Source organism: Sporosarcina sp. FSL K6-1540, from assembly GCF_038620285.1.
Lineage (GTDB): Bacteria > Bacillota > Bacilli > Bacillales_A > Planococcaceae > Sporosarcina > Sporosarcina psychrophila.
Map to the genome: position 1 here is coordinate 2958790 of NZ_CP152018.1, position 26024 is coordinate 2984813.

24 protein-coding genes are annotated in these 26024 nt (G+C 40.3%); 19 read left to right on the forward strand and 5 right to left on the reverse strand.

Annotated elements, in window-relative coordinates; translation table 11 throughout:
• Positions 1-23 precede the first annotated feature (23 nt).
• Both MKY15_RS14005 and MKY15_RS14010 read right to left on the reverse strand, forming a co-directional pair.
• A complete protein-coding gene (locus MKY15_RS14005; protein WP_067207040.1) occupies positions 24-1217 on the reverse strand; it encodes a malic enzyme-like NAD(P)-binding protein in 1194 nt (397 codons plus the stop codon).
• Positions 1218-2379: 1162 nt separating this feature from the next.
• Entirely contained in the window at positions 2380-3039 is a 660-nt protein-coding gene (locus MKY15_RS14010) for an HAD-IB family hydrolase (protein ID WP_342537806.1), read from the reverse strand.
• 115 nt (positions 3040-3154) lie between these two features.
• Between MKY15_RS14010 and MKY15_RS14015 the strand changes: the two genes are divergently transcribed.
• Genes MKY15_RS14015 through MKY15_RS14025 form a run of 3 tightly spaced genes read left to right on the forward strand, consistent with a single transcriptional unit; the run spans position 3155 to position 4863 of the window.
• The gene (locus MKY15_RS14015; RefSeq protein WP_187047138.1) at positions 3155-4063 is read left to right on the forward strand and encodes an RluA family pseudouridine synthase; all 909 of its coding nucleotides are present in this window, start codon (positions 3155-3157) and stop codon (positions 4061-4063) included.
• 15 nt (positions 4064-4078) lie between these two features.
• On the forward strand, positions 4079-4429 hold the full coding sequence (locus tag MKY15_RS14020; protein WP_342537807.1) for an MBL fold metallo-hydrolase: 351 nt from the start codon (positions 4079-4081) through the stop codon (positions 4427-4429).
• Complete coding sequence (locus MKY15_RS14025) at positions 4426-4863, forward strand: hypothetical protein (protein WP_342537808.1); 438 nt, start codon at positions 4426-4428, stop codon at positions 4861-4863. The genes MKY15_RS14020 and MKY15_RS14025 overlap by 4 nt, the downstream gene beginning before the upstream one ends.
• An 81-nt stretch (positions 4864-4944) precedes the next feature.
• On the opposite strand, the gene MKY15_RS14030 is transcribed toward MKY15_RS14025, so the two are convergent.
• The gene (locus MKY15_RS14030; protein WP_067213875.1) at positions 4945-5547 is read right to left on the reverse strand and encodes a spore coat protein; all 603 of its coding nucleotides are present in this window, start codon (positions 5545-5547) and stop codon (positions 4945-4947) included.
• 219 nt (positions 5548-5766) lie between these two features.
• Here MKY15_RS14030 and MKY15_RS14035 point away from each other — a divergent pair, with 219 nt between their 5' ends.
• Positions 5767-7053 carry a glycoside hydrolase family 18 protein gene (locus tag MKY15_RS14035; protein WP_067213876.1) on the forward strand — a complete coding sequence of 429 codons (1287 nt, stop codon included), beginning with the start codon at positions 5767-5769 and terminating at the stop codon, positions 7051-7053.
• Between the two features lie 50 nt (positions 7054-7103).
• On the opposite strand, the gene MKY15_RS14040 is transcribed toward MKY15_RS14035, so the two are convergent.
• Positions 7104-7244 carry a hypothetical protein gene (locus MKY15_RS14040; RefSeq protein WP_187047139.1) on the reverse strand — a complete coding sequence of 47 codons (141 nt, stop codon included), beginning with the start codon at positions 7242-7244 and terminating at the stop codon, positions 7104-7106.
• Between the two features lie 324 nt (positions 7245-7568).
• On the opposite strand from MKY15_RS14040, the gene gdhA reads away from it, so the two are divergent.
• The 9 genes from gdhA (at position 7569) to MKY15_RS14085 (ending at position 19195) form a co-directional block, all read left to right on the forward strand.
• Positions 7569-8951, forward strand: a complete 1383-nt coding sequence (gene gdhA / locus MKY15_RS14045; RefSeq protein WP_067207053.1) for an NADP-specific glutamate dehydrogenase — start codon at positions 7569-7571, stop codon at positions 8949-8951.
• Positions 8952-9119: 168 nt separating this feature from the next.
• Positions 9120-10331, forward strand: coding sequence for an argininosuccinate synthase (locus MKY15_RS14050; protein WP_156476149.1), 1212 nt, complete (start codon positions 9120-9122; stop codon positions 10329-10331).
• Between the two features lie 1257 nt (positions 10332-11588).
• A complete protein-coding gene (locus MKY15_RS14055) occupies positions 11589-13160 on the forward strand; it encodes a DUF6583 family protein (protein ID WP_342537810.1) in 1572 nt (523 codons plus the stop codon).
• A 2-nt stretch (positions 13161-13162) separates the two neighbouring features.
• Positions 13163-14401, forward strand: coding sequence for an ABC transporter permease (locus MKY15_RS14060; protein ID WP_342537811.1), 1239 nt, complete (start codon positions 13163-13165; stop codon positions 14399-14401).
• Positions 14398-15531 carry an ABC transporter permease gene (locus MKY15_RS14065; RefSeq protein WP_340741711.1) on the forward strand — a complete coding sequence of 378 codons (1134 nt, stop codon included), beginning with the start codon at positions 14398-14400 and terminating at the stop codon, positions 15529-15531. Before MKY15_RS14060 ends, MKY15_RS14065 begins: the two co-directional genes overlap by 4 nt.
• The gene (locus tag MKY15_RS14070) at positions 15524-16198 is read left to right on the forward strand and encodes an ABC transporter ATP-binding protein (protein WP_340741712.1); all 675 of its coding nucleotides are present in this window, start codon (positions 15524-15526) and stop codon (positions 16196-16198) included. The genes MKY15_RS14065 and MKY15_RS14070 overlap by 8 nt, the downstream gene beginning before the upstream one ends.
• A gap of 9 nt (positions 16199-16207) precedes the next feature.
• Positions 16208-16789, forward strand: a complete 582-nt coding sequence (locus MKY15_RS14075) for a YdcF family protein (RefSeq protein ID WP_187047144.1) — start codon at positions 16208-16210, stop codon at positions 16787-16789.
• 419 nt (positions 16790-17208) lie between these two features.
• Positions 17209-18861 carry an S-layer homology domain-containing protein gene (locus tag MKY15_RS14080; RefSeq protein WP_342537812.1) on the forward strand — a complete coding sequence of 551 codons (1653 nt, stop codon included), beginning with the start codon at positions 17209-17211 and terminating at the stop codon, positions 18859-18861.
• Between the two features lie 205 nt (positions 18862-19066).
• Positions 19067-19195 carry a hypothetical protein gene (locus MKY15_RS14085; RefSeq protein ID WP_342537813.1) on the forward strand — a complete coding sequence of 43 codons (129 nt, stop codon included), beginning with the start codon at positions 19067-19069 and terminating at the stop codon, positions 19193-19195.
• Positions 19196-19725: 530 nt separating this feature from the next.
• On the opposite strand, the gene MKY15_RS14090 is transcribed toward MKY15_RS14085, so the two are convergent.
• A complete protein-coding gene (locus MKY15_RS14090; protein WP_342537814.1) occupies positions 19726-20523 on the reverse strand; it encodes a histidinol-phosphatase HisJ family protein in 798 nt (265 codons plus the stop codon).
• Positions 20524-20618: 95 nt separating this feature from the next.
• On the opposite strand from MKY15_RS14090, the gene hisZ reads away from it, so the two are divergent.
• From hisZ to hisF, 6 genes are all read left to right on the forward strand, one after another.
• On the forward strand, positions 20619-21851 hold the full coding sequence (gene hisZ, locus MKY15_RS14095; RefSeq protein ID WP_342537815.1) for an ATP phosphoribosyltransferase regulatory subunit: 1233 nt from the start codon (positions 20619-20621) through the stop codon (positions 21849-21851).
• 1 nt (position 21852) lies between these two features.
• On the forward strand, positions 21853-22479 hold the full coding sequence (hisG, locus tag MKY15_RS14100) for an ATP phosphoribosyltransferase (protein ID WP_187047147.1): 627 nt from the start codon (positions 21853-21855) through the stop codon (positions 22477-22479).
• Positions 22480-22485: 6 nt separating this feature from the next.
• Positions 22486-23775: a histidinol dehydrogenase gene (gene hisD, locus MKY15_RS14105; RefSeq protein ID WP_342537816.1), complete on the forward strand. Its 1290-nt coding sequence runs from the start codon at positions 22486-22488 to the stop codon at positions 23773-23775.
• Positions 23765-24349 (forward strand): imidazoleglycerol-phosphate dehydratase HisB, encoded by a 585-nt coding sequence (hisB, locus tag MKY15_RS14110; protein WP_187047149.1) that lies wholly within the window; start codon positions 23765-23767, stop codon positions 24347-24349. Before hisD ends, hisB begins: the two co-directional genes overlap by 11 nt.
• A 198-nt stretch (positions 24350-24547) precedes the next feature.
• Positions 24548-25264 (forward strand): 1-(5-phosphoribosyl)-5-[(5-phosphoribosylamino)methylideneamino]imidazole-4-carboxamide isomerase, encoded by a 717-nt coding sequence (gene hisA, locus MKY15_RS14115; RefSeq protein ID WP_067207084.1) that lies wholly within the window; start codon positions 24548-24550, stop codon positions 25262-25264.
• Positions 25261-26022, forward strand: a complete 762-nt coding sequence (gene hisF, locus MKY15_RS14120; protein WP_342537817.1) for an imidazole glycerol phosphate synthase subunit HisF — start codon at positions 25261-25263, stop codon at positions 26020-26022. The genes hisA and hisF overlap by 4 nt, the downstream gene beginning before the upstream one ends.
• Positions 26023-26024: the final 2 nt, after the last annotated feature.

A 26024-nucleotide genomic window follows, 5' to 3' on the forward strand; every position in this document is an offset into this window, starting at 1 on the left:
CTTTTCAATGGGGTCTTCTATAATTAGTGGACAGCACACATAAGAGCAGATACTCCCGACTCAATTGCTGCTTTACTTACCGCCTGTGTAACGGCTTTTACAACTCTTTCATCAAAAGGATCAGGAACAATATAATCATCGCGTAATTCGGATTCATTGATCAATGATGCAATAGCATAAGTCGCAGCCAGCTTCATGCTTTCATTTATTTCTGTTGCCCGGACATCCAGTGCCCCTCGGAAAATACCAGGAAACGCGAGCACATTGTTCACTTGATTTGGATAATCGGATCTGCCGGTCGCTATGATGCGAACTCCATATGCTTTTGCCAAAGCAGGCGCGATTTCAGGGTCTGGATTGGCCAAAGCAAAGACAATCGGGTCGATGCTCATGGAGTCGATAAGTTCCTTCGTCAATAAATTAGCAGCAGAAACACCTATGAATATGTCAGCATCCGTCATAGCAATTTGTAACGAGCCTGTTAAGTCGTTAGGATTTGTAATCTCAGCAATTTCATCTTTAGTGGCATTCATGCCATTGGGGCGACCTTTGTAAATAATGCCTTTTGAATCACAGATGACAATCTGCTCAAATCCAATATTCTTGAGATGTTTCACTATTGCAATACCTGCAGCACCGGCACCATTGATCACTATTTTAACTGTCTCCATACTTTTATTAACTACCTTTAGAGCATTTAATAAACCCGCACCAACAACGATTGCAGTACCATGCTGATCATCATGGAACACAGGGATATCGCACTCTTCACGTAATCTTTTTTCAATTTCAAAGCAGCGCGGAGCGGATATATCTTCCAAATTGATCCCGCCGAATGTCGGGCTGATGGCTTTAATTGTTTGAACGATGATATCAACATCTTTAGTACCTAGACAGATTGGAAACGAGTCAATGTTAGCATATCTCTTTAACAGCATCGCTTTCCCTTCCATTACCGGAAGTGCTGCTTCGGGTCCTATATCACCTAAGCCTAACACGGCAGTTCCATCTGTAATTACTGCCACTAGATTCCCTTTGATTGTATAGTCGTATACCGCATAGGGGTTTTTTGCGATTTCTAAACACGGATCTGCTACTCCTGGAGAATAAGCTAGGCTGAGATCTACACTGTTTTCAAGCGGGACCTTCGATACAGTTTCCATTTTGCCTGTATGAATACGATGCATTTCTAAAGAAGATTGATAACGACTCGTCATTAAATATACCCCATTCCACTTCGTATTTTTTAACTGTTGTTATAAATTTTTACCATGAACTCGAAAAAAACACAAGTCAGAAAATTCAACACAGTTAGATAATTAAGGAAATGTAGCGCTTACATTAGCTTTGTTGCAACGTTTAAGATTAATATATTTTATTTTGATGAAAATCAGTAATACGCTCAAAATAACAAATTCACTATATATATTGAATTAAAGATTCCCATTGAATCTACTGTGGTGCTCAATAATGAGAGAGTTGTAATTCGGGGTGTGGATTGTAGAACGCTTAGTGCTTTAGGGATACCTTCCGCCGTAAGCCGGGATTAGCGCTTCGCATCCAGTCTTACGGCTTCGGCGACCCCTTTGCCGCGCCTGCACTAGGGTGTTCATTACCGAGAGAAATGTGATTTTGAGATGTATATGCTGAGATTATAATGTGATTACTAGTTGATACTACTTATAGTCAAGAAAGATGCACTCCAGGTTGCAGATTTCATCCCTGAAAATGAAATGCGCTTTCTTACATAGACCATCTAGCGAAGGCGCGTCTTCGTGGTAGCCGGAGCGATAAGACTGAAAGTGGTCTTCTTTCTGGCTTATCGCGGGAGGCATCCACAAAGCGTCGAAGCGGTATTAGGGGGAATTCTAATTCATTCCAATTACAAGGGCTTTTTCAGTGGCCTCCCAAAAGCCCTTGTAAAGCGCATACGCCGTATTCATTTGTTCAACATATATAGACTTCAATCAAGTGAGAAATCGAGCGAAGAGGGAGGAAAAGTATACATATTATCACGTCTGTTGATTAACGAAAAAGCTGCGTAGGACGCGACAAAGTCGCATCCTACGCAGCAAGAAATTCTGATGATTGTATAGTAGTCGTTCAGTTCAATGCAATCCGAAGCACCTGTACATAGAGTAACTAGTGTTTTATCAAAAAAGTAAGCAGTCATCTGTTTAACCTATTTAGAAAATAGGTGTTTCGCGCTTTTGATACAAGGTAAGAAAGTATAAGTTTATCTACATGGATTGGTGTCTAGACTTCAGACGCCAGCCCCTCGAGTCGCTTCAGAATTGATGGTAAAGGCAAAGAGCGCCTTTACCATCAATTCCTCCAGCGCTTGTCGGGGCTAAAACGGCGTCTTGCGCTTTTCCTTACTCAAATTATTTCCCATTCACGTTCTTTAGCTATAGCTTTTAAGCGGGGTTCAGGTCGAACGGCGACTGGGTTCCCGACAAGTTCTAGAACAGACAAATCGGAAAAACTATCTCCGTAGGCGAAACTATTTTGCCAGTCGATTTCTTTTCCTTGTAGTACTTCTTGAATCTTCTCGTTTTTTCGAGGACCTTGTATATGATAGATTGGCGCCCGCTTATCGGTTTTGCCCTCCTTCATAGGAATTTCGGTACCGATGATGGTGTCGAACTGCAACTCCTTTGTGACGGATTGCAAAAGGGACGTGTAGGCACCAGAAACAAGCATTATATGTATGTTTTCAGCAGCATGCTCTTTTAAACGTGTGATGACTTCAGGATTAAAACCTTCTCGTACCCGATCGGTCAATTCCCCGAAATAGGTATCTAATTCTGTAATGGACATTTGCCCAAGCGCATTCAAGTAGATTTGCATAGAACGTTCTTTCATCTTGGCTTCTGGAACCAGTTTTAACTTGTGTCCGATATAAGGTGGAAGGATGGCCCGATAAAATCGTTTGTAGTTTGGATGATGGACGGGGTGGTATCTTAAATGGTTCATTAGTAGTTGAAAAGTTTCATCTGAATACAGTGTTCCATCAAAATCGAATATCGCAACTCGCATAAAAATCCCCTTTTTCCTGCTATTTGTAATTAATTCCTTGATTTTATCATACAGCGTTTGTAATGTAGAGGCAATTTGAGGATAATAAGAAGTGAGAGCGAGGAGTTTATTAATTATGAAAAAAAATCATAAGAATTCAGCAAGCAGAAAAGAAGATACATCCGTTTATACAGTGAAAGAACCCATGGAGTTATTACCCTTTCTATTGGAAATGATGTCTAAAAGTAGCCGCAACTCGGTGAAATCTATACTGACACGTGGACAGGTCACGGTGAATGGCAAGATGGTAACGCAACATAATCATCCACTTCAGGCTGGACAACATGTTGAAATCCTTAAAAATCGAGCGGCGATGAAAGAGGAGACGTTGGTCGGTGTCACTATCTTGCATGAAGATGACGATATCATTGTTATTAATAAAGAAGCAGGTCTGCTATCAGTCGCTTCAAAAAATCCGGAAGACATGACCGCTTACAGACAGCTAATGGACTATGTAAAAGAAACCAATCCAAGAAACCGGGTTTATGTCGTTCACCGCCTTGATAGAGATACATCGGGTGTGATGTTGTTCGCGAAAAATGAAGAAGTGAAAAATGGAATGCAAGCTGCTTGGAATGAAGTCGTGAAAGAACGTACGTATACGGCACTTGTTGAGGGTGCTGTTAGAAAAAAAGAAGGTACGATTTCATCATGGCTTAAGGAAAGTAAAACATTCAAAGTATACTCAAATCCAACTGATAATGGTGGGCAACATGCTGTAACACATTACAAAAAGCTCCAGTCGAATAGTAACTACTCGTTACTTGAAGTTCAACTGGAAACAGGTCGTAAAAATCAGATTCGCGTTCATATGGAAGACATTGGTCACCCAATTGTTGGCGATAAAAAGTACGGATCTAGCGTTAACCCGATTAAACGGATTGGCCTTCATGCTACGGCATTGGCACTTTTACATCCGCGTACTGGAGAACTCGTCCGTTTCAAAGCGGATGTGCCATCTTCACTAATTTCGAAGTCAAAATGATCGGTTGGTGTGTTCATGAAAATTATATCTTATGATGATTTACAACAAGCTGAGATGGTTCTTTCATTTGGTAAGCAAAAATTGACTGTTTCCGTCTTTATGATAGACGGGTTATTAATTGATACTGGACCAGCTAAAATGAAAGCAAAACTCATACCTTTGTTTGAACAGTGGGATATAACGAAAGTGATCTTAACGCACCACCACGAAGATCATACGGGATTGGCGTATTGGCTTCAAGAAAATACGGAATTCCCGATTTACATTCATGAATCGGGAATTAAAGACTGTGAAAATCGTACAAAGTTGCCTTTTTATCGTAAAGTTTTTGGGGAGATAGAGAACCGTTCCAACCGATTGAATTGAATGACACGATTACAACAGATAACTACAATTGGGATGTCATTCATACACCTGGTCACGCACATGATCATGTTGCGTTGTTTAATCAGGAAAAAGGTTGGATGTTTGGCGGTGATCTGTATATACAATCGACTCCGAAAAGTTTGTTTGCCTTTGAATCTGTTCCGGAAATTATTACATCATTAAAGAAAATATTGACGTATGATTTTGAAACGTATATTTGCTCCCATGCAGGGGTAAAAGTTAGAGGTAGACAGGCGATTGAGAAAAAGTTGGATTATTTGGAGGGCGTACAACAAGAAGTTCAATCGCTCAATAATCAAGGAATGACTTCGCATGCAATAAGAAAAAAACTATTTCCCAAAAGTCATCCGATGCATTACTTATCCTTCTTTGAAAATTCACCAAAACATATCGTCAACTCGATTTTAAAATGACTTGCAGGCATTGCAATTAGTGGGTGTTAATAAGAAAATCAGGTGCATACTAGAATTCTAGTGTGCACCTGATTTTTTTGATTATTGAAGCGTGTTATTTGGCATTCCGGGTTGACCTTGTGAAGAGGCGAACGAATTCAATAATTGTTGCATATCTTGTGCGGCAAGCTGTGGCACTTGGTAATAATGATGTTTGTTTTGGTAAATCGCCAGTTCATAAGCCATTTCTATACAGTTAGGTACAGAGTCAGCAAGTACGCGACGAACAACGGGGTTACATGTTTCGGTTGCAGCCATCGTTTTCATCGATGCTCCAGCCTTTGCGGAGCCTAGTAAAAAGCCTGAAATGATTTCATCCGATATGTCTGCCACGGACTGCATCGGTTTTTTCGGTTGAGACGGTTTCATACCATATACGAAGTCATTACCTTGTTTCATCTCATACCTTCCTGTAGGATGCGAAGGATTTTGTCCAGTTTTGAAACATTCAACTGTAATGTTATATTCATCTAAAGCAAAGCGGTATTGGCGATCCAAAATGTCAAGTAACTCGGGATCTTTCACATGTGTTCGTAATAGCATTGCTTGGTTCAGACATGCGACAGTCCCAGATAATGCCTCGTGGACGTCAAATAATTCATGACCACCATGATTCAGCTGTTGCGGAACGCTTCCCGTATGCATGTTTTCGTGAGTTTGATCGTTCGATTGACCGAATGGATTTTGCGTCACTGTATAAATTCCTCCTTTATGGTTGTTGATTTTCATCAACCATAGTATGGATGATCGTGTGAAAACTATGCGTGGAAATTGTGAAATGAAAACAATATAAGCATAATCTCCTTCTAACTAAAATAGTCTAGAGTAGAGGACATTTTTATTTATGAAAGGCAGATGATAGGTATGCAGATTCATGTGGTTCAAAATGGTCAAAGTTTATATGGAATTGCCCAAGCTTATGGCATCAATTATCAAGAAATTGCACAAGCAAATGAACTACCAGATCCATCACGTATCGTTGTAGGCCAAGCGTTAGTCATACCAATTACAGGCAGCTATCACTGGGTTCAGCCAGGTCAGTCGCTTTATGTCATCGCACAAATGTACGGTTTGACAGTCAATGAGCTCGCAACAATTAATCGACTATCTCCATCCCAGAACTTACGTGTGGGACAACGTCTTTACATTCCAGCGCGACCGAAAAAAACGGCTGAGTCATTACTCTATGTGGAGCCAAGGACTCCAGTAACCGAAGTAATGATTGATGAAGTTAGACAAAGAGTCGATGCACTAACGTACTTAGCCATGTTCAGTTACGAAGCGCAGCGGGATGGGTCATTGAAAGCACCTTCGATTGATGATATACCGAATATAGCGAGTGCTGCAGGGGCGGCGAATGCACTTGTAGTAAGTAATTTGGAGAACTTTGCATTTAATGCAGATCTTGCTCATGTATTATTTACGGATCAGGCAGCACAAAATCGGTTGTTCGGCAATCTCATTCAAGTGGCTAATGAAATTGGTTATAAGGACATACATTTTGATTTTGAGTTATTACATCCAGAAGATCGTGAACTTTATAATAGTTTTCTGCGAAATGCTAGAGATCGATTCCATCAAGCCGGTTTCACAATATCGACCGCACTTGCACCCATGACAAGTGATGTTAGAACTGGGATTTACGGGGCACATGACTATCGTGCGCATGGAGAGATTGTGGATTTTGTTTCTCTTATGACGTATGAGTGGGGCTACACATACAGCGACCCGCAAGCTGTCAGTCCAATAGGTCCTGTTCGGAATGTAGTCGAGTATGCTGTCAGTCAAATTCCGAGCGAGAAAATATTCTTGGGCCAAAATCTATACGGTTATGATTGGTCTACACCATATCCGAGTCAAGGTGGATCTGCTGCCAGAGCGATAAGCCCTCAACAGGCAATTTTGATTGCGACAGATCGAGAAGTTGATATCGAATACGACTATGTAGCGCAGGCACCCAATTTCGAGTACACGGATGATACAGGAGTACGTCATGTAGTTTGGTTTGAAGATGCACGTAGTATTCAAGCTAAATTTGACTTGATCAAACAGTTCAACTTACGCGGGATTATGTATTGGAAACTTGGTTTAGCTTTTCCACAAAACTGGTTGCTGTTGGAAGACAATTTCGCCATACGAAAAATTACTTAAAAAAAAGAACCGCTGTGCTTAAGCACTCGCGGTTCATTTTTTAAGATTAATTACTCTTTATTGATATAATTGATGAAACTCGTCAGAAACTCTACATCCGGATTGAAAAGTAAAACAGGTAGGAAAACGAAAGTCATTAATAGCATTACGTTCGCACCGATAAATGTACGGAGAATCTTTTTAAATTTCATTGTCCTAACCTTCTTTCTCCTAGTTGTAATTTTCTAATAGCTATTGACAGCTACACTGATAAGTATATGCTTCATCAATCGTTATTTGAATAACTAAATAATACTCTCTCTTCGGAAAAAAGTAAATAATTTTATTTTCCATACATAAATAGGACATAATGTTGTATAATTACTTATTCGACACTAGAAAAAAGTTGTATATATTCATTTTTTCAGCGATAATACTAAAAATGGTAACATGAGTTTGAACTATCATTTAGTAGTGGAAGTAGGGATTTAATAGCTTCCACCTTTAACTTAAAGCAAGAAAGGGATGAGTGAAAATTGACGAAGTTGAATGAAACTTACAATGATAATAAAAAAAGAGCGAATGATTACGTCCATGAAGTCTATGAATTGATCAAGAAAAGAAATCCAGATGAAAAAGAGTTCTTACAAGCAACTAGAGAAATTTTCGATTCGCTTCGACCTGTCTTTTCCAAGCATCCCGATTATATAACAAACGGCATTTTAGAGCGTATTACGGAACCGGAACGCATCATCATTTTTCGGGTTGCATGGGAAGATGATCAAGGTAAAGTACATGTAAATCGTGGTTTTCGTGTCCAGTTCAATAGTGATCTCGGACCGTATAAAGGCGGTATCCGATTCCATCCTTCTGTAAACAGCAGCATTATGAAGTTTCTCGCATTTGAACAGATATTTAAAAATGCGTTAACAGGCCAGCCAATTGGTGCGGGTAAAGGTGGTTCTGACTTTGATCCGAAGGGGAAATCAGACCGTGAAATTATGCGTTTCACTCAAAGCTTCATCACGGAGTTGAGCAGATATATCGGTCCTGATACCGACGTTCCAGCAGGTGATATTGGAGTAGGTAAGAGAGAAATAGGTTATATGTTTGGTCAGTATAATCGCTTGAAAGGCGGTTATGAAGCAGGCGTGTTTACTGGGAAAGATCCAAAACATGGTGGTAGCCTTGGTCGCAAAGAGGCGACAGGGTATGGAACAGTCTACTTTGTTGAAGAGATGTTAAAAGAAGCAGGTTTAAGTTTTGAAGGTAAAAAAGTTGTTGTTTCAGGGTCGGGTAACGTTTCCACTTATGCAATTGAAAAAGCAATGCAGTTAGGCGCTACTGTACTGGCTTGTAGTGATTCAGACGGTTATATTTATGATGAAAATGGAATCGACCTAGATACAATCAAGCGTTTGAAAGAGGTTGAGAACAAACGAATTTCGGAATACGTCAAAGAACATCCGGAAGCAAAGTATTTTGAGGACTGTTCTGCAATCTGGTCAATTCCATGTGACATTGCACTTCCTTGTGCGACGCAAAATGAAATTGATGAGATAGCTGCCCGTATACTGATTGCGAATGGTGTAATTGCAGTCGGAGAAGGTGCGAATATGCCTTGTACGTTGGAAGCGATGGCAGTTTTCCACGAGCATAAAACTTTATTCGGTCCAGCAAAAGCTGCGAATGCAGGTGGTGTTGCGGTATCAGCGATGGAAATGTCCCAAAATAGTATGCGTCTTTCTTGGACAGTTGAAGAGGTTGATGAAAGACTTCAGACGGTCATGAAAAATATCTATACGAGCTGTTTGGATGCGGCAGAAGCATATGGACATCCCGGTAACCTCGTAGTCGGAGCGAATATTGCAGGATTTTTAAAAGTAGCAGATGCAATGGTAGCCCATGGTCTTAGTTAAGCTTATGACAGTCCCATAAAAAGAGTACACAAGCTGAAAATTGTGTACTCTTTTTTATTTCGGAAAAATTTCAACAAAACTATTGTGTAAAATTGAAAATATGTTATTATAAAAATACGAAGTGTTGCATAAACATACAACTAGATGAATGAATGGAAGGGGATTTTAATTATGAGTAAGAAAAAAGTAGTTTTAGCATATTCAGGTGGACTAGATACATCTGTGGCAGTACAGTGGCTAACAGAACAAGGATATGATGTAGTTGCAGTTTGTCTTGATGTCGGAGAAGGAAAAGACTTGGACTTCATCCAGGCGAAAGCGTTGCAGGTTGGAGCTGTAAATAGTTATGTCATTGATGCGAAAGAGGAATTCGCACAGGAGTATGCGTTGCTCTCACTCCAAGCTCAAACTTATTATGAAAACAAATATCCACTTGTATCGGCACTATCACGTCCGCTTATTTCGAAAAAACTTGTTGAAGTGGCTCATAAAGAAAATGCTACTGCAGTTGCACACGGCTGTACTGGAAAAGGGAATGACCAAGTACGTTTCGAAGTGGCAATTAAAGCATTGGATCCATCATTGGAAGTTATTGCCCCTGTCCGTGAGTGGAGTTGGTCGCGTGAAGAAGAAATTGCTTACGCAAAAGAGAAGAATATCCCGATTCCAATCGATTTAGAAAGCCCATATTCTGTCGATCAAAACTTATGGGGACGTGCTAATGAGTGTGGAATTTTGGAAGATCCTTGGGCAGCACCACCTGAAGATGCATTCGGTCTTACAGTTTCAATTGAAAATGCACCAGATACGTCAGATGTTATTGAAATTGATTTTGTAAAAGGTGTGCCTGTCAGTATTGACGGTCAGCAATATCCACTCAGTGAACTGATTCTAAAACTAAATGATATTGGTGGAAAGCACGGAGTAGGAAGAATTGACCATGTAGAAAACCGTCTTGTTGGGATCAAATCACGTGAAGTGTATGAATGTCCAGGAGCAATTATATTGTTGAAATCACATAAGGAATTAGAAGATCTGACACTTGTTAAAGAGTTGGCTCATTTCAAACCAATTATTTCACAAAAGTTGAGTGAATTAATTTATAATGGCTTGTGGTTCTCACCACTGAGAGATGCATTAGAAGCGTTCATCAAAGAAACACAGCAATACGTTAATGGAACAGTGCGTGTGAAGTTGTTCAAGGGGCATGCGATTGTAGAAGGCAGAAAGTCAGCTAATTCACTTTATGACATGAATCTTGCAACGTATACGTCTGATGACTCCTTTGATCAATCTGCAGCGGTTGGGTTCATCAAGCTTTGGGGATTACCTACAGAAGTTCACAGCATGGTAAACAAGAAGCAAACAGTGAAAAATTAAGCACTATCCATTCACTTCTGTTGATTAACCAAAGTAACCAGTGAGTAACATGATCACCTACTGGAAGCTATGTGTATAGTTGACTTTGAGTTACTTTGGATAGAATGACTTCTATATGATTACCGAGATGTCTGAATATGTAGGGATGTGACTTTGTCGCATCCCTACATATTTTTTCGGTGATCGTATGGTGGTCCTTCATCCGTCGCGCTTCAAATGCATTAATACACAGAGTGCTGAAACTTTCTATATATGTTGAATTAAAGAATCCCATTGAATCTGCCGTGGCACTCAATAATAAGAGAGGTGTTATTCGGGGTGTGGATTGTAGAACGCTTGGCGCTTTGGGGATGCCTCTGGCTGTAAGCCTGGATTAGCGCTTCGCATCCAGTCTTACAGCTTCGGCGACCCCTTTGCCGCGCCTGCGCTAGGTTGTTCATTATCGAGAGAAATGTGATTTTGAGATGTATATGTCGAGATTGTAAGGTGATTACTAGTTGATACTATATAAATGAATCCCATTGAACCGCTACAGCGCTAGCGGATGCCTCCCGAGCAGCTTCGCCGCAAGTCTTATGGCTTCGGCTACCCCTGTTAAGGCGCCTTCGCTCAGTATATATACCGGATTCAACATATATAATTATATTCAAGAAAGACGCAATCTAGGTTGCAGATTTCATCACAGATAATGAAATGCTCTTTCTCACATAGACCATCTAGCGAAGGCGCAACTTCGTGGTAGCCGGAGCGATAAGACTGAAAGCGGTCTTCTTTCTGGCTTATCGCGGGAGGCATCCACAAAGCGTCCAAGCGGTATTGGCGGGAAATCTAATTAGTTCTAAGTATTGGGACTTTTTCAGTGGCCTCCTAAAAACCTTTGTAAAGCGCATACGCCTCACGGTAAATATGTCGTGATAATTTCGCCGAAAGCGGATCGGAAATGATCCAGTGAAAATGGATTTTTCCAGGCCCTACTCACCAGTATTTTATGCAAACAAATGGTTAATGACAGACGTGCTATCCATTCAAAGAACCATCTACTTTTTAAAGGTAGATGGTTCTTTGAGCTGTATGATTCTTTGGGTGTAGAGAGGGGACTAGTCGGATATCATCAATTGCTCTGAAAAGGTGAATTCTTCCAACTTATTTTTGAGTAAAGACATAGACTGTGATAGTATGAAAAAATGTGAATATGAAAAAACTTCAACTTTAGCAAAACATTTCTAGTTCACGATTCGAATTTAGGAGGAGAATAGTATGGAAGAGAAAGCTGTGAAGAAAAAGTCACCCAAGTTATTAATGATTATGTTATTAACTGGATTGGTCATTGTAGGCGGTAGCGTGTCGGCATTTTTCTTGGTGAATAAGTCACCTAAAGTACAATATTTTTTAGCAGAAGCAGAAACGTTTAAACAAATGGGAACTATTTTGGAAGACCGTTATAAGAACGAACTAAGATGGTTGGAAGTTCAAGAGGAAAAGCCAGTTGAAACGAACTTTGATCTTTCCGGCGAATGGAATGATCCGTCTGTTGACCATGAAATGCAGGAAGTACAAAGCATTGTCAATAGTGCTAAAATATCTAGTAAACAAGTCTATGATCCGGTCAAAAAAGAACTCGAAATGGATCTTAGGGGAGAACTAGGCAGTGTTAACATGGACTTCGGTTCGGTTTTTGTGACAACTGAGAAACTAGTGGCTTCATTTCCATTCATGGATGAACTAATTCGCTTCGACGATAAGGATTTCGGGAAGTTAATGAGAGAAACGGATCCAGATTATGAAGGAAATGAAAATCTTGGTCTATCCCAATTATTCGAAGGTGGATTTTCGATGACGGAAGAATCACGTACATATGTCGAAAACGAATATATCACGTATCTCATTAAAGAGATTCCTGAAGAGGCATTTACGAGCGCAAAAGAAGAACTTACAGTGTTTGATGAAAAAATAAAAACTAAAAAAACCAAGATGGATCTTACAGAACAACAAGTTAAAACGTTATTAAAAGATTTATTGAAAAAAGCGAAATCAGATGAAAAACTTAAAGCTATACTGAAAGAGCAATTGACACTTACTTCATTTGCTGGGGATACTTCCGACAATGAACTTGCAACTATAATGGATGATTTTGAAAATGGGCTTGATGAAGCGATTGAAGGTGTGGACGCTATTAAACTTCCTAACGGACTGCAATCGACAATCTGGCACCATTCAAACAAAATTGTGAAACGTGAATTCGCAATGGGTGTTGGAGAAGATAAGACGGATGTCGATACGTTAATGATTAATGGAACTCAATTGCTAGATAAAACAAGTCAAAAGTGGGATTTCACAATGGGGGTAGAAGATTCCTTCGGTGATGAAAACTTTGTGAAAATTATTGGTGATTTAAGTTGGAAAGATCAGAAGGCAACTGATTCCATAACATTTTCGATGGATGATATGAAGTTCATCTATAAAGGAAAAGAACAACTGGAAGATAAGAAACGTACATTTACTCGTTCGTTTGGCTTTACAGATGGAAATGTCGATCCAGCCGTTATCTGGAAAGGGAGTGCTACACACGAAAGCGATTCTATGAAAGCGAATCATGAATTTACTTTCAGTGAAGAAACAATGGGCGCTGATATGTTCAATCTCATTTTAAAGCAACAAGGAAAAGTTGTGAAAAAAGTAGATATGCCAGTAGAAACAGAGGGCACAGTGAATATTGGTAAAATGAATAAGGATGAATTTGATGCATTCACTGAAGAAATCACGGTGAAAGTCCAAGAATGGATGTTCGGATTTATGGAGGATTTACAAGGTGAAATAGGCGAGTTTTAAGAATGGAAGTGACCATTATGCTATCCATGAGAAGAATACTATTTTTCATGCGCCAATATAATAAACAGTTGAAGAAGAAGTGGGCAACACTTCTTCTTCTTTTTCTATTTCCAATTATTTTGATAGGCTCACTGTTGCTCCTGGTGGCTGGTTTACTGCTGCCTGAAGAAGATTCACCAATCCGGGTGGCTTTGGTTGATGAAGACAGAACGCAGGAAACGATACTGTTTAGTGGGCTACTGGAAGAAACAGCCTCGGATAATCAGTTCATCCAAATCATATCAATAACGAAAGAAAATGCTGTGAAACTTATGGAGCAAAACCAAATCAGTTCCTATTTTACATTTCCGAGCGGATTTACGGAGGATTTGTATGAAGGTCAATCCGTGACGGTTCCTATTGTTGGAAACCCATCGCGTCCAACAGATAGTTTTCTTGTGAAAGAGTTAGTGGAAAGTATGATGCGTTACATCTCTGTAGCTCAGTCGACTATTCTTACCGTCAATGAGTACGCAAAAAAAACGGATATGCCCAAAGAAGAACGACAAGAAATGATGTTTCAACAGTTTATGGATTTCAGTTTGTACACACTTGGAAAAGATAAGCTACTTGATGAAGAAATGATTACAAATGTGGCGACGTCATCACCAACGCACTATTACATATTGTCCGGCTGGTTTATAACTATGTCAGTCTGGCTTTTCGCCATCTATACTATTTTAGGGAAAGAAGAGCATTCCTCGATGCTAATTCGGATGAAACTGTTCGGTGTAACTACGTGGCAACCTATCCTCGCAAGAATTCTGGTCTCTTTAGGATATAGCCTTGTCGTTGCGGCAGTAGCCTTTTTCATTATCGGTGAGTTTGTTGGATTTGAACTTTTCTTTATTGATTATTTCCGGTTTGGTTTATTTACTATTCTTAATGCTTTATTGTTTTTAGTTGGCATAGCGCTAATCGATGTCTGGATTTCATCTCGAAAAGTCATTCTTTTATTACAAAGTTTCTATACGTTCGTACTAATTTTCACAAGTGGTGCAGTTATACCGACGCTCTACTTTCCGCAAGTGATACAAGGTGTTTTACCGTATATCTTTTCATACGTTAGCTTGAATTGGATGATTGATATTGTATTGGAAGGGCGAAACTATGCGAACTTCATAACACTAACTGTCATTGCTACTATCGGACTACTCCTTCTTTGGCTATCAACAGTCGGAAAAGAGAGGTGGATTCGATGAAAAATGTTGTGTTTATCCGCTTGATGCGTTTGAAGAAGGACTGGAAAAGTCTTTTATGCTGGATGCTTCTGCCAATCGTTATGACAGTGCTAATTATGCAAGGTGTTGTGACTTGGCAAGAGGAGACTAGAGTGCCGATAGCTCTTGTCGTTGAGGAACAGACTGAAATGGCAGCGCGTCTAGTTGACGATATCGCGAGTACGGAGCTTCTCCATATCCAGTTCATATCCCTAGATGAAGCACTACATAAACTCGAACAGCATGAGTTGGATAGTGTGTTCGTTATTCGCAAGGGGTATGAAGATCATATACTGGCAAACCGGCGAAATCAGCTTATCGAGGCATACTCTTCCAATCGGTCTTTTGCTTATCGAGCTGTCGTCGAAACGATTACGTCCTATGCTCAACAAGATGCAGCCCGTTCAAAAGCAGCTTTCGTTATCAAACAATTATTCTCTGATTATGGTATGGAAGATGAATGGAGTTACGAAGAAGTTATTGAGAGTAGTCGCGAAAGGGAAAAAAGTGAAGCACTGCTCCGATCGAGTTTTTCTTATTATGATAAGGAAAATACCGCTGAAGAACAAACGTTACCGCTACTGAAAGCATGGGGTGTTTGGGCATTCTTCGCAATCATCACGACATTCTTCCTATTCGACTGGATGCTAAAAGAAAATCGACCATCGATGCGTCAGCGCTGGTTATTCACTGAAATCTCTTTTAAAAAGTATGCATGTTTATCATTGCTGTTTTTTACAGTTATCATTTTCCTCATGGATCTTGTCACGGCGTTCATCTTCTCATCATTATTCCAGGAAGCATGGACAATTCGAGTTCTGATTTCACTATTTACTTTCCGGCTGACGATAAATTTGCTGGCGTTTCTACTCGCAAGCGTCTACAAGCAATTGTTTATGTACTATATAAGTGGCTTGGGGATTGCGTTGTTGCTGATTGTAGTCGGTGGGTCAATCATACCGATGGATGGGCTAAAGGGGAAGTGGCCGTGGATTGAAGAACTTAGTCCGGTCCAATCGTTACTGGATGGGACGATACCTCTGACATGGCTTTTCGTTATGATTGCTTTGCTCACTGTTTGGATTCATAGAGGAGGGAAGGCAAATGCTTGACGTGACGGGACTACAGAAAAAGTACAAGGAAAAGACCGTTTTAGAAAATGTGTCTTTTCAAATGAAGCCTGGAGAAATTGTTGGTCTCGTTGGGGAAAATGGTGCAGGAAAATCAACCTTGCTTCAACTATTGGCGACAGTTATTCAGCCGACTCAAGGCGATATTCAATTGGATGAACTTTCTTATATGACTGATGTAAAGGGCATCAGGCGCTTAATCGGTTATGTCCCTCAAGATATATCGGTTTGGGAGGAACTCACAGTAGAGGAAAATATGCTTTTTTTTGAACAGCTGTCGTGGAAAAAACGTACAAAAGAGGAATGCCGGCAACTTTGTTTGGATATGCAATTGACGCATTGGAAGGAGGGAGTTCAATCGTTATCGGGCGGTATGAAAAGGAAATTGAACCTAGCAATCAGCCTGCTCCATGATCCGACTTTCTTGTTGTTAGATGAACCTACAGTTGGTATCGATCTGAAATCCAAAAAGGAGATAGGTTCATATTTGCATAGGTTGGCGAAAAATGAAGGGAAAATGATTATGTACACTTCTCATGATATGGACGAAATTACTACCGTTTGCGACCGAGTTTATGCAATCGGAAAAGATCCGTTTTATATGAATTTATTGATGGAGAATAAAATTTTCGTAGAACAGTTGAAATGAGTGATTGTAATGAAAAAATCAAAGAAAATAGCTATAGCTTGTGCAATTGCACTTACTATTTTTAGTCTGTTTTTATGGTGGCTAACGGGCAAATGGATGGATGAGGGATTAGAACCTGCAGCAGATGGCACGAATGACTATGTAATCGTACTCGGTGCTAGAGTGAAAAAAGATTCTCTGTCGCTATCATTACAGTATCGTTTGGATGCTACGCTACAGTACGCTAATGAGTATCCACATGTGACGATAATCTTATCAGGCGGGCAAGGTCCGGATGAGCCTATTAGCGAAGCGGAAGCGATGAGACGGTTTCTAACGGAGAATGGCATCGCCGAGGAACGGCTTATTTTAGAAGCGGCGTCTACTTCCACTTATGAAAACATTTTATTCTCGAAAAAGTTGTTGCCGTCTGAAATTAGTTCGATCACAATCATCACAAGTGATTATCACCTGGCGAGAGCACGGAAAATTGCGGCTAGCCTTGGACTCGAGTCAGATGGAGTGTCGGCTAAAACGCCGAAAGTAGTGGCAGCAAAATTGACTGTGAGAGAACGTATCGCCCTTGTGAAAACGTATATTGTAGGGAAATAAGAAAAGCGCAAGGCGCCGTTTAGACGCGACAGGCATAAGTCGATCCAGTGAAGTGGCGCTCTTTGCCACGTAACTGGATTGCTTATGACCAGAGCGGCTGGCGCCTGGAGTCTAGACACAAAGAAAAGCGCAAGGCGCCTGGTGAAAAACTTATAATTTCTTAACTTATAAACGGGCAACCGCCATTTTTAATGATGGTTGATAAGAATTCGCTTTTCGTGGGAATAAATAGTACTACATGCTGAAAAAAGTGTTTTCAATGCTAAACGACGGTATCTAATTACAGTGAAGGAAAACTAGTATTCTATGTCGAATTAGTCAAGAATAGTACTGGTTGGCACGGTTAAATGCGAAGGTGGTGTGACAAGGAGTTATACCGAGGTAGGGTGTTCGCAAAAACATAAAATAGGAGGAAGGTTATGGTGAAATCGAAGTTCAAATTTCGAATGCTTTTTGTAATTGCACTTATGATCCAAATGATTGTTGTACCGTACCGTTTTGCAGCAGCTGAAATAGATACAAGTGCTCCTTCTTGGATGCTGCCAATCGATTATCTTGCTATAGGTGATTCATTGGCAGCAGGTGTCACTCCTAACAATGAATTAGGGAAGGGCTATGCAGATTTCTTAGCGGTGTCAATGATGGAGATAGGGGCTTTGAAAACATATAACAAAGGATTCTCGTATCCAGGCTATAAAACAACAGACGTTTTAAATGATATTAAACTGAACGTCACAAAGGATATCCAAGGCATTGGCTTTGAAGAGAAGACAGCTAAACTTCAACAATCCATCAAAGATGCAGAAGTTATCACAATTAGCGCCGGTGCAAATGATATTTTACCGCATTTCAAACAAGATCCGACGACAGGTAAGGCCATTATTGATCAGAAAATGGCGCTGACGACGCTTCAGCAAGTAGGTACAAACTACAAATCGATTATGGCTCAAATCAATGAAATCAATCCTGATGCGCAAGTGTATGTCATGGGTTACTATAATCCGTTTCCTTATATGTCGGAAGACCTGCAACCATTGCTCAAACAATTACTAGATATGTTGAATAAAGCCATTACAACAGGCCTAGTGGGGACGCAAGCAATCTTCGTGCCTACTGGTGACGTAATCGCGTCAGACTACAAGACCTACCTTCCAAATCCGGAAAATATCCACTTAAGTGAAGCAGGCTATAAAAAAGTGACTGAGCAATTTTGGGCGAACATGCTACCAGCTAATACATGGATCACAGGAGGTAGCCTCGTCGCCGATGCGCCGGGTCCAAACTCGGTGAAATTAAACTGGCAACCAGCTAGTGATAATGTAGCCGTAACGAGTTATGAAATATACAGTGGTGAAGAAAAACTAGCAACTGTAGCTGGAGACATTACGACATATAAAGTAGAAAATCTTACTGCAAATACAACGTATGTTTTTTCAGTAATGGCAGTAGATCAAGCTGGAAACAAAAGTGTTCATAATCCAATAATCAGTGTAACGGTTGCAGATTCATCGACACCAACACCAATATTATTCTCGGATATCGCCAATCATGGCTTGAAGAATTATATTGAACATGCAGCCGTAGCTGGAATCATTGGTGGCTACCCGGACGGGACATTCAAACCTGATCAAAACTTAACACGTGTGCAAGCTGCTACAATAATTGTACGCGCATTAGGTTTGAAAACGGATGAAGTAGCCCCATTTGGTGATATTGGTAATTATGCAGATAAGACCAAAGCTGACATCAATGCCGCTTATAAATATGGAATTATTAAAGGGAATAAAGGAAACTTTAATCCAACTGATTTAGTAACACGCGCACAATTGGCTTTAATGATTGAACGTGCATATGGAAGCGTAACAGGAAAGGCATATAAGGCCTCTACTAAAGCACCTTATTCCGATTTCGGAAACTATAATGCGGAAGTAGTAAATGCCATTTCAATGCTTCATGAATTAGATGTTGCAACTGGATTCGAAGGAAAATTCATGCCGAGCAGCTCAACTACACGTGCACAAGCTGCAAAAATGGTTGTTAATTTTATCTCTATATTTAAACAAGCGGAGTAATAGTGTGTAAAAACGGTCCAGTCCGTCTCTAGTTAGTAGAGGCGTACTGGACCGTTTGATTAAAAGAAAAGTCATGTCTGTTGATTAACCATTAATTCGCATAAAAAACTGGTGAAAAGGGCTTGAAAACTTCATTTTCACTGGACCATTTCTGGTCCGCTTTCGGCTAAATATTCATGACAGGTTTACTGAGGGGGGGCCTAGTGTGGTTAGAAGCGACTCCGTCACTTCTAGCCACACTCTTTTCAGTAATCCTGTTGTGAATAATTGCCTGTCGCGTTCCTACACTATTCAAGTGAAAAATGCAGCTGCTTTGAAAGAAATGAATAGATGACTTTCTACAGAGATTGTAAGTGCCCGAAGATACAATTTCGGGCACTCTAGTACTTTGTACAATGTGTTTTTTGCTTACTTTTAGCAAAGAGTATGTATGTAATCATGTGATACCTTATAGAAAGTGACACTTCTTTAAAATAAAAAAGAAAAACCATAGAGAAAGCATCAGCCGCCAAAATTGCATCTTTGGCGGCTTTTCTCTAGTGAAAAAGCCAGCTATTCTTTCGTCCAAAAAAACTTCAGCACTACGTGTAGTTATGCATTTGGAGCGCGGCGGATGAAGAACCACCATACGATTACCGAAAAAAGTGTGTAGGGATGCGACAAAGTCGCATCCCTACACATCCAGGCATCTCGGTAATCGTATAGAAGTCATTCAATCCAAAGCAATCAAAATGTAACTATATGCACAGCACCCAGTGTGTGATCAAGTTATTTACAGGTTATTTTTGGTTAATTAACCGGTGTGAAGAAAAGTATAAGTTTTTCAACATGGAATAGTGTCTAGGAGCTGGAGCTTTTCTTAATTCACATCATATTACTAATTGCGTGAAAAGTAGGTTTTTCATTATCGAATGTAGTGATATACTTGAATCCAATCGACTGCAATAATTTTAGTGATTCACTGAATTGGAATGCAATGTCTTCAGGTTTATGTGCATCGGAACCAAGTGTGATGATTTCGCCTCCGCATTGTTTATATAGTTTCAAAATATCATCACTTGGCATGCCGTTTGCCAGTCCGTAGCGGACACCAGAAGTATTCAATTCAATTCCTTTACCTTCTGGAATAATAACGTTGAAAATAGCCGTCAATTCAGTATGGAAAGGGTTATCACACGGTTTTTTTGTGTACCTCTTCACGAGGTCAACATGACCGAGGATATTAAATTGTTTATAGTTTTTTACACAATATAATAACTCTGCGTAATAAATACCATACGCTTCTTCTATGGTTTTATGCTCGAAAAATTCTCCGTAGTGTAATCCTTTTTTCTCAACGGTATGCATGGAGCAAATGACGAAATCGAATACTTCCTTAGCCATAAGCTCGTCGTATTTGTCCAGTATATGTGGTTGTACACCGATTTCAACGCCTTTTTTTATACGAATACGCCCTTCATATTTCTTCTGCATTTCTATCAATTTGCTTGCGTACTCCTTTTTATCAAAATCGAAAACGATTGTATCATCGGGATATTCATAGTCGATATGTTCTGTAAAACAAATTTCAGTCAATCCTTTTTGAATCGCTCCCTTAATCATATCTTCCATTGGAACTGGGCAGTCTGCTGAGAACGAACTGTGCATGTGATAATCGAACATTAATAATCATTCCTCCTGTTGACATTTCGTTGGTATACCTTTATAGTACTAAATAACTTTAGTCTAGTAAAGTAGTGAAGTAAGGGGTGTTGGAAATGGTTAGAAACGAAGTGTATCCTGAACGAATGTTAAGTGATAGTGAAAAGTTTGAAAGAATCATTAAGACGATCAATAAGCGCTTTACCACATATGGCTATAAACGCATTAAAACATCGGCTTTTGAACAATATGATTTATATTCAAAAGTAAAAAGCTCAATCAACCAAAATGAAATGATTAAAGTAATCGATCATACAGGGCAAGTATTAGTATTGCGACCCGATGTCACGATTCCAATCACAAGAGAACTGGTGCAAAATTTCCCGGACCTTTCAAGTGAACTTAGATATTTTTATGTACAAGAGGTGTTCCGTCAGCCATTTGATAAAAACGACAGTATCGAACGCACACAAGCAGGCATTGAATATTTTTGCGATAGTTCACCTGAGGCGGATGCAGAAGTAATTGCACTAGCGTGTCACTTAATGAAAGATTTAGGATTTAATGATATTAAAATAGAATTAGGGCACGCTGGATTTTTCAATGAACTTGTCCAGGATTTACCACTTACTTCACTTCAAATTGATCAATTGAAGTCATTGATACAAGCGAAAAACGTTGTAGAAATTGGACCTTTTCTTCAGAACCTAAACATTGACGATGATGTGAGAGAAGTAATCGAACGGATCCCGTTTTTATACGGTAACCCAGTTGATGTGAGTGAACGGACAACAGGGATCGCCTTAACGGAAAAAATGCAGGACACGCTCGATTACTTAATGGATGTTTACAGTATATTGAAAATGTACGGATTAGAACAGTATATCGTCATGGATTTGGGATTGATTAATCATATGGGTTATTATTCAGGGGTTATTTTCCAAGGATATGTCGAAAGATTTGGGAAACCTGTTTTAATGGGCGGGCGCTACGATGAGTTAGGAAACGAGTTTGGTGCTAGACTTCCAGCGATTGGGTTTGCATGTGAAATTGAATCGTTAGTCAAAGCGACAGATAGCAGGGAAGTTACATCCCGCTTTCCAATCGATGTAAAAATAACATATGCAGATAGCCAATTGGAACAAGCCATTGCCATCTCCAATGAATTACGGGAACGAAATTATAGTGTGCTGTCATTTTCAGAGCATAAGGAACAGGCAGATCCACGACAGAGTGTTTACTCGATACGTTTGGAGAAAGAAAATAATTCATTTCTATATAAAGATAAAGTTACACCATTTCCGGACTTAAAGGCTTTACTGGAATTACTCGTAGGGGGATTGAATTGAAATGACACATCTTACAATCGCCATGGCGAAGGGGCGTACTGCTGATAAAGCGTTAGCGTTTTTTGAAAAAGCAGGCATCCGTTTTTCAGAATATCATGATAAAAGCAGGAAGCTTGTTATCTATGATGATGAAAATAAAGTGAAACTCATTTTCGTGAAAGCAGTTGATGTTCCAACCTATGTCGAAAAAGGAGCAGCAGATATCGGAATTGTTGGTAAAGATACGATTATGGAAGATCCAGTTGATGTCTATGAACTGTTGGATCTTGGAATTGGAAAATGCCAGCTGGTTGTTGCCGGATTTCCGGATAAACAATTTCCGAGTAGTGCGTTGCTGACAGTTGCTTCAAAGTATCCAGCAGTGACAAAAGCCTATTTTGACAGCAAAGGAATTCGTATTGAGACCATCAAGTTGAATGGCTCTATCGAACTGGCTCCGCTTATTGGTATGGCAGATGTCATCGTTGATATTGTTGAATCGGGCAAGACACTAAAAGAAAATGGATTAGTCGTCTTGGAGACAATTGCAGATGTCAGTGCACGATTGATTGTTAATAAAGCAAGTTATGCGACAAGAACCAGTCAAATCCAGCAAGTCATTTCGGACTTAAAAGCTGCATTGGAGTGATAATTTATGCGAATTGTAACGTTGGAACAATATACAAAAGAGAAAGAGCAGCAAACGGCAGTACAAACAACTAATTTTGAATTTGACCGAACTGTGCTTGGAATTATCGAAACAGTCCGTGAAGATGGGGACCAGGCATTAAGAAGCTTTACCGAACAGTTTGACGGCGTGTGGCAAGATAACTTGATTGTAACGCCTGAAGAGTTTGCGGAGGCGCGGACGTTGATTACAGGGCAATTCCTAAGTGCTCTTAGAAAAGCAAAGCAAAACATTACTACGTTCCATGAAGTTCAAAAAGAACAGTCTTGGTTTATTAATCAAGAACAAGGAATTGTTCTTGGTCAGAAAGTGACGCCTTTAGACAGTGTCGGTATATACGTACCTGGCGGAAAAGCGGCTTATCCATCGACTGTTCTCATGAATGCTATTCCGGCAAAAATTGCGGGAGTCGGAAGGATTGCAATGGTGACACCACCTCAAGCGGATGGCAAAGTGAATCCACATGTGCTCGTAGCAGCGCAAGAAGCCGGTGTCGATATCGTCTATAAAATTGGTGGTGCTCAAGCGATTGCAGCATTGGCGTATGGGACGGAAACAGTAAAAAAAGTAGTGAAAATCACGGGGCCTGGAAATGCATTTGTTGCACGGGCGAAAAAATGGGTTTTTGGTGACGTAGCCATCGATATGATTGCAGGACCGAGTGAGATTTGTGTTGTTGCAGACAATAGCGCTGTCCCAGTGTTTGTCGCTGCTGATCTATTATCACAAGCGGAGCATGATGAACGGGCAACAGCTGTATGCGTAACGACGAGTCAATCATTTGCTGAAGCACTTCAAAAAGAAGTGATAAAGCAAACTGAACAAGCAGATCGTAAGGGAATTATTGAAGTTTCAATCGCTGATAATGGGCGCATTATCTTGGTTGAATCGTTGGAGGAAGCATACGACTTTGTTAATAAATTGGCGCCGGAACATTTACAGCTTATGGTGGAAAATCCGATGGAGCAATTACCGTTCATTCACAATGCAGGAGCAATCTTCTTAGGAAACTATTCACCGGAGGCATTGGGCGATTATATGGCAGGTCCGAATCATACATTGCCAACGAGCGGGACATCGGCATTTTCATCGCCGTTAGGTGTCTATGACTTTATGAAAAAATCGAGCATTATTCAGTATACGGAGCAAGCATTGCAAGAAGTAGCCGAAGACATTATCACAATTGCGAATGCGGAAGGCTTAACGGCCCATGCAAATTCAATTCAAGTAAGGAAGGCGGATTTGAATGCGGAGTAAATCGATTTCAAGACAGACAGCGGAAACAAAGATTAACTTAGACTTTGCGATTGATGGAAGTGGAACAACAACTATTAAAACAGGAGTGGGCTTTCTCGATCATATGCTGACATTGTTCACAAATCACGGTCGATTCGATTTGGCTGTTGATTGTGATGGCGATATCGAAGTAGACCAGCATCACTCCGTCGAAGATATCGGAATTGTATTGGGACAAGCGTTCTATGAAAGTATCGGATCAAAGGAAGGCATCGAGCGTTATGCGACAGTGTCAACACCTATGGATGAAGCATTATCAACAGTTTCTATCGATATAAGCGGGCGTCCATTTTTTGTTTATAACGTTGAGGGATTGAAAGATAAAGTAGGGGAATTCGACACTGAGCTTGTTGAGGAGTTTTTCCAAGCATTCACAAGCCATGCCAAAGTAACATTGCATATCAATTTGCAGTACGGGAAAAACAGTCACCATATTATCGAATCAATTTTCAAAGGATTCGGACGTGCATTGCGCGTAGCAAGTGCGATTAATCCAGATGTAAAAGGAGTTCCATCTACGAAGGGAATGCTATAAGAATATTACCTTTACACACTTGGTAATTTTGTTTTGTGTGCAGGTACTGCTCGAATTCATAATTTACTAAGCGAAGGCGCCTTACAAGGGGTAGCCGAAGCCATAAGACTGGCGGCGAAGCTGCTCGGCTTATGGCGGGAGGCATCCCCAAGCGCCGTAGCGGATTTAATGGAATTATATATATAAGGGGGAACACCGATGATTTTATTTCCAGCAATTGATATACGTGATGGTAAATGTGTTCGGCTAATTCAAGGTGATTATGACCAAGAAATTATCTATAATGACTCACCAACAGCGATGGCTCTGGAGTGGGAAAAGCAAGGTGCTGACTACATTCACGTCGTCGATTTAGATGGGGCGAAAACAGGTAATTCATTAAATCGCGAAGCCATTCAAGCGATTGCTAAAAACGTATCGATACCAGTTCAAGTAGGTGGCGGAATTCGGACGATGGAGATCATTGACGCACATATTGCATCCGGCGTTAGTCGCGTAATCATCGGAACGGCAGCGATTCAAGATAAACCATTTTTAAAGCAAGCCGTAGAAAAATACGGTGATAAAATTGCAGTTTCCATCGATGCAAGAAAAGGATTCGTTGCAACGGATGGCTGGACGGAAACAAGTGATGTATTAGCAGTTGACTTGTTAATAGAATTAGAAGTAATCGGTGTGAAAACAGTCATTTATACAGATATTTTGAAAGACGGAATGATGCAAGGACCTAATTTTAACGAACTGGAAATGATGGACAATGCGTCTTCCATCGACATTGTGGCTTCAGGCGGTGTCTCCACGGAAGAGGATATCATTCAGTTACGGAAACTAGATTTATATGGAGCAATTATTGGTAAAGCATTGTATGAAGGTAAAATATCTTTAGAAAAAATATTAGGGGGACAACGAGGATGACAAGCAACCGGATAATACCATGCCTAGATTTTGATAACGGGAAAGTCGTAAAAGGGAAAAAGTTTTTAGAAGTTAAAGAAGTTGCAGATCCACTGACATTGGCTAAGAAATATGTAGCTGACGGTGCAGATGAACTTGTGTTTTACGACATTGCTGCTTCGACAAATAATCGTGCCATGTTCCTTGACCTTATTGCAGAAATTGCGAAAGAAGTACCCGTACCATTTATTGTCGGTGGGGGTATACGGACTGTCGAAGATATTCAGAAGGTGTTTGATGCTGGCGGGGACAAAGTATCCATCAACAGTGCAGCGCTCAGCAATCCATCTTTAATTGAAGAAGCGTCAAAGAGATTCGGTTCTGAACGCATTATCCTGTCGATGGATGTCAATGAAGTGGGCCCTTCTAAGTGGTCGGTATTCTCTAATGGAGGCATGAAAGATACTGGTATGGATGCTATTGAGTGGGCGATTCAAGGCGAAAAACTGGGTGCCGGTGAACTTGTTGTTAATAGTATCGGGGAAGATGGCGTGAAAGACGGCTATAACCTCGAATTGACGCGGGCGATTGCGGAAGCGGTCAACATTCCTGTTATTGCGAGCGGCGGAGCAGGGAAACCTGAACACTTCCATACTGTCTTAACTGAAGGGAAAGCTGACGCTGCGCTTGCTGCATCTGTATTCCATTTCGAAGACATTAATATCGGCGAATTAAAAACATATCTAGCTGAAAAAAATACATCTGTTGGGAATGACTAACC

Excerpts from the sequence above, each read along its gene's own strand:
- MKY15_RS14015 (WP_187047138.1), top strand. The coding sequence starts at position 3,155 with ATGAAAAAAAATCATAAGAATTCAGCAAGCAGAAAAGAAGATACATCC.
- MKY15_RS14080 (WP_342537812.1), top strand. The coding sequence starts at position 17,209 with ATGGTGAAATCGAAGTTCAAATTTCGAATGCTTTTTGTAATTGCACTT.
- MKY15_RS14075 (WP_187047144.1), top strand. The coding sequence starts at position 16,208 with ATGAAAAAATCAAAGAAAATAGCTATAGCTTGTGCAATTGCACTTACT.
- MKY15_RS14040 (WP_187047139.1), bottom strand. The coding sequence starts at position 7,244 with ATGAAATTTAAAAAGATTCTCCGTACATTTATCGGTGCGAACGTAATG.
- MKY15_RS14055 (WP_342537810.1), top strand. The coding sequence starts at position 11,589 with ATGGAAGAGAAAGCTGTGAAGAAAAAGTCACCCAAGTTATTAATGATT.
- hisA (WP_067207084.1), top strand. The coding sequence starts at position 24,548 with ATGATTTTATTTCCAGCAATTGATATACGTGATGGTAAATGTGTTCGG.
- MKY15_RS14005 (WP_067207040.1), bottom strand. The coding sequence starts at position 1,217 with ATGACGAGTCGTTATCAATCTTCTTTAGAAATGCATCGTATTCATACA.
- MKY15_RS14060 (WP_342537811.1), top strand. The coding sequence starts at position 13,163 with ATGGAAGTGACCATTATGCTATCCATGAGAAGAATACTATTTTTCATG.
- MKY15_RS14030 (WP_067213875.1), bottom strand. The coding sequence starts at position 5,547 with ATGCATACGGGAAGCGTTCCGCAACAGCTGAATCATGGTGGTCATGAA.
- hisB (WP_187047149.1), top strand. The coding sequence starts at position 23,765 with ATGCGGAGTAAATCGATTTCAAGACAGACAGCGGAAACAAAGATTAAC.
- MKY15_RS14035 (WP_067213876.1), top strand. The coding sequence starts at position 5,767 with ATGCAGATTCATGTGGTTCAAAATGGTCAAAGTTTATATGGAATTGCC.
- MKY15_RS14070 (WP_340741712.1), top strand. The coding sequence starts at position 15,524 with ATGCTTGACGTGACGGGACTACAGAAAAAGTACAAGGAAAAGACCGTT.
- hisZ (WP_342537815.1), top strand. The coding sequence starts at position 20,619 with ATGGTTAGAAACGAAGTGTATCCTGAACGAATGTTAAGTGATAGTGAA.
- hisD (WP_342537816.1), top strand. The coding sequence starts at position 22,486 with ATGCGAATTGTAACGTTGGAACAATATACAAAAGAGAAAGAGCAGCAA.
- MKY15_RS14010 (WP_342537806.1), bottom strand. The coding sequence starts at position 3,039 with ATGCGAGTTGCGATATTCGATTTTGATGGAACACTGTATTCAGATGAA.
- hisG (WP_187047147.1), top strand. The coding sequence starts at position 21,853 with ATGACACATCTTACAATCGCCATGGCGAAGGGGCGTACTGCTGATAAA.
- MKY15_RS14020 (WP_342537807.1), top strand. The coding sequence starts at position 4,079 with ATGAAAATTATATCTTATGATGATTTACAACAAGCTGAGATGGTTCTT.
- MKY15_RS14090 (WP_342537814.1), bottom strand. The coding sequence starts at position 20,523 with ATGTTCGATTATCACATGCACAGTTCGTTCTCAGCAGACTGCCCAGTT.
- hisF (WP_342537817.1), top strand. The coding sequence starts at position 25,261 with ATGACAAGCAACCGGATAATACCATGCCTAGATTTTGATAACGGGAAA.
- MKY15_RS14065 (WP_340741711.1), top strand. The coding sequence starts at position 14,398 with ATGAAAAATGTTGTGTTTATCCGCTTGATGCGTTTGAAGAAGGACTGG.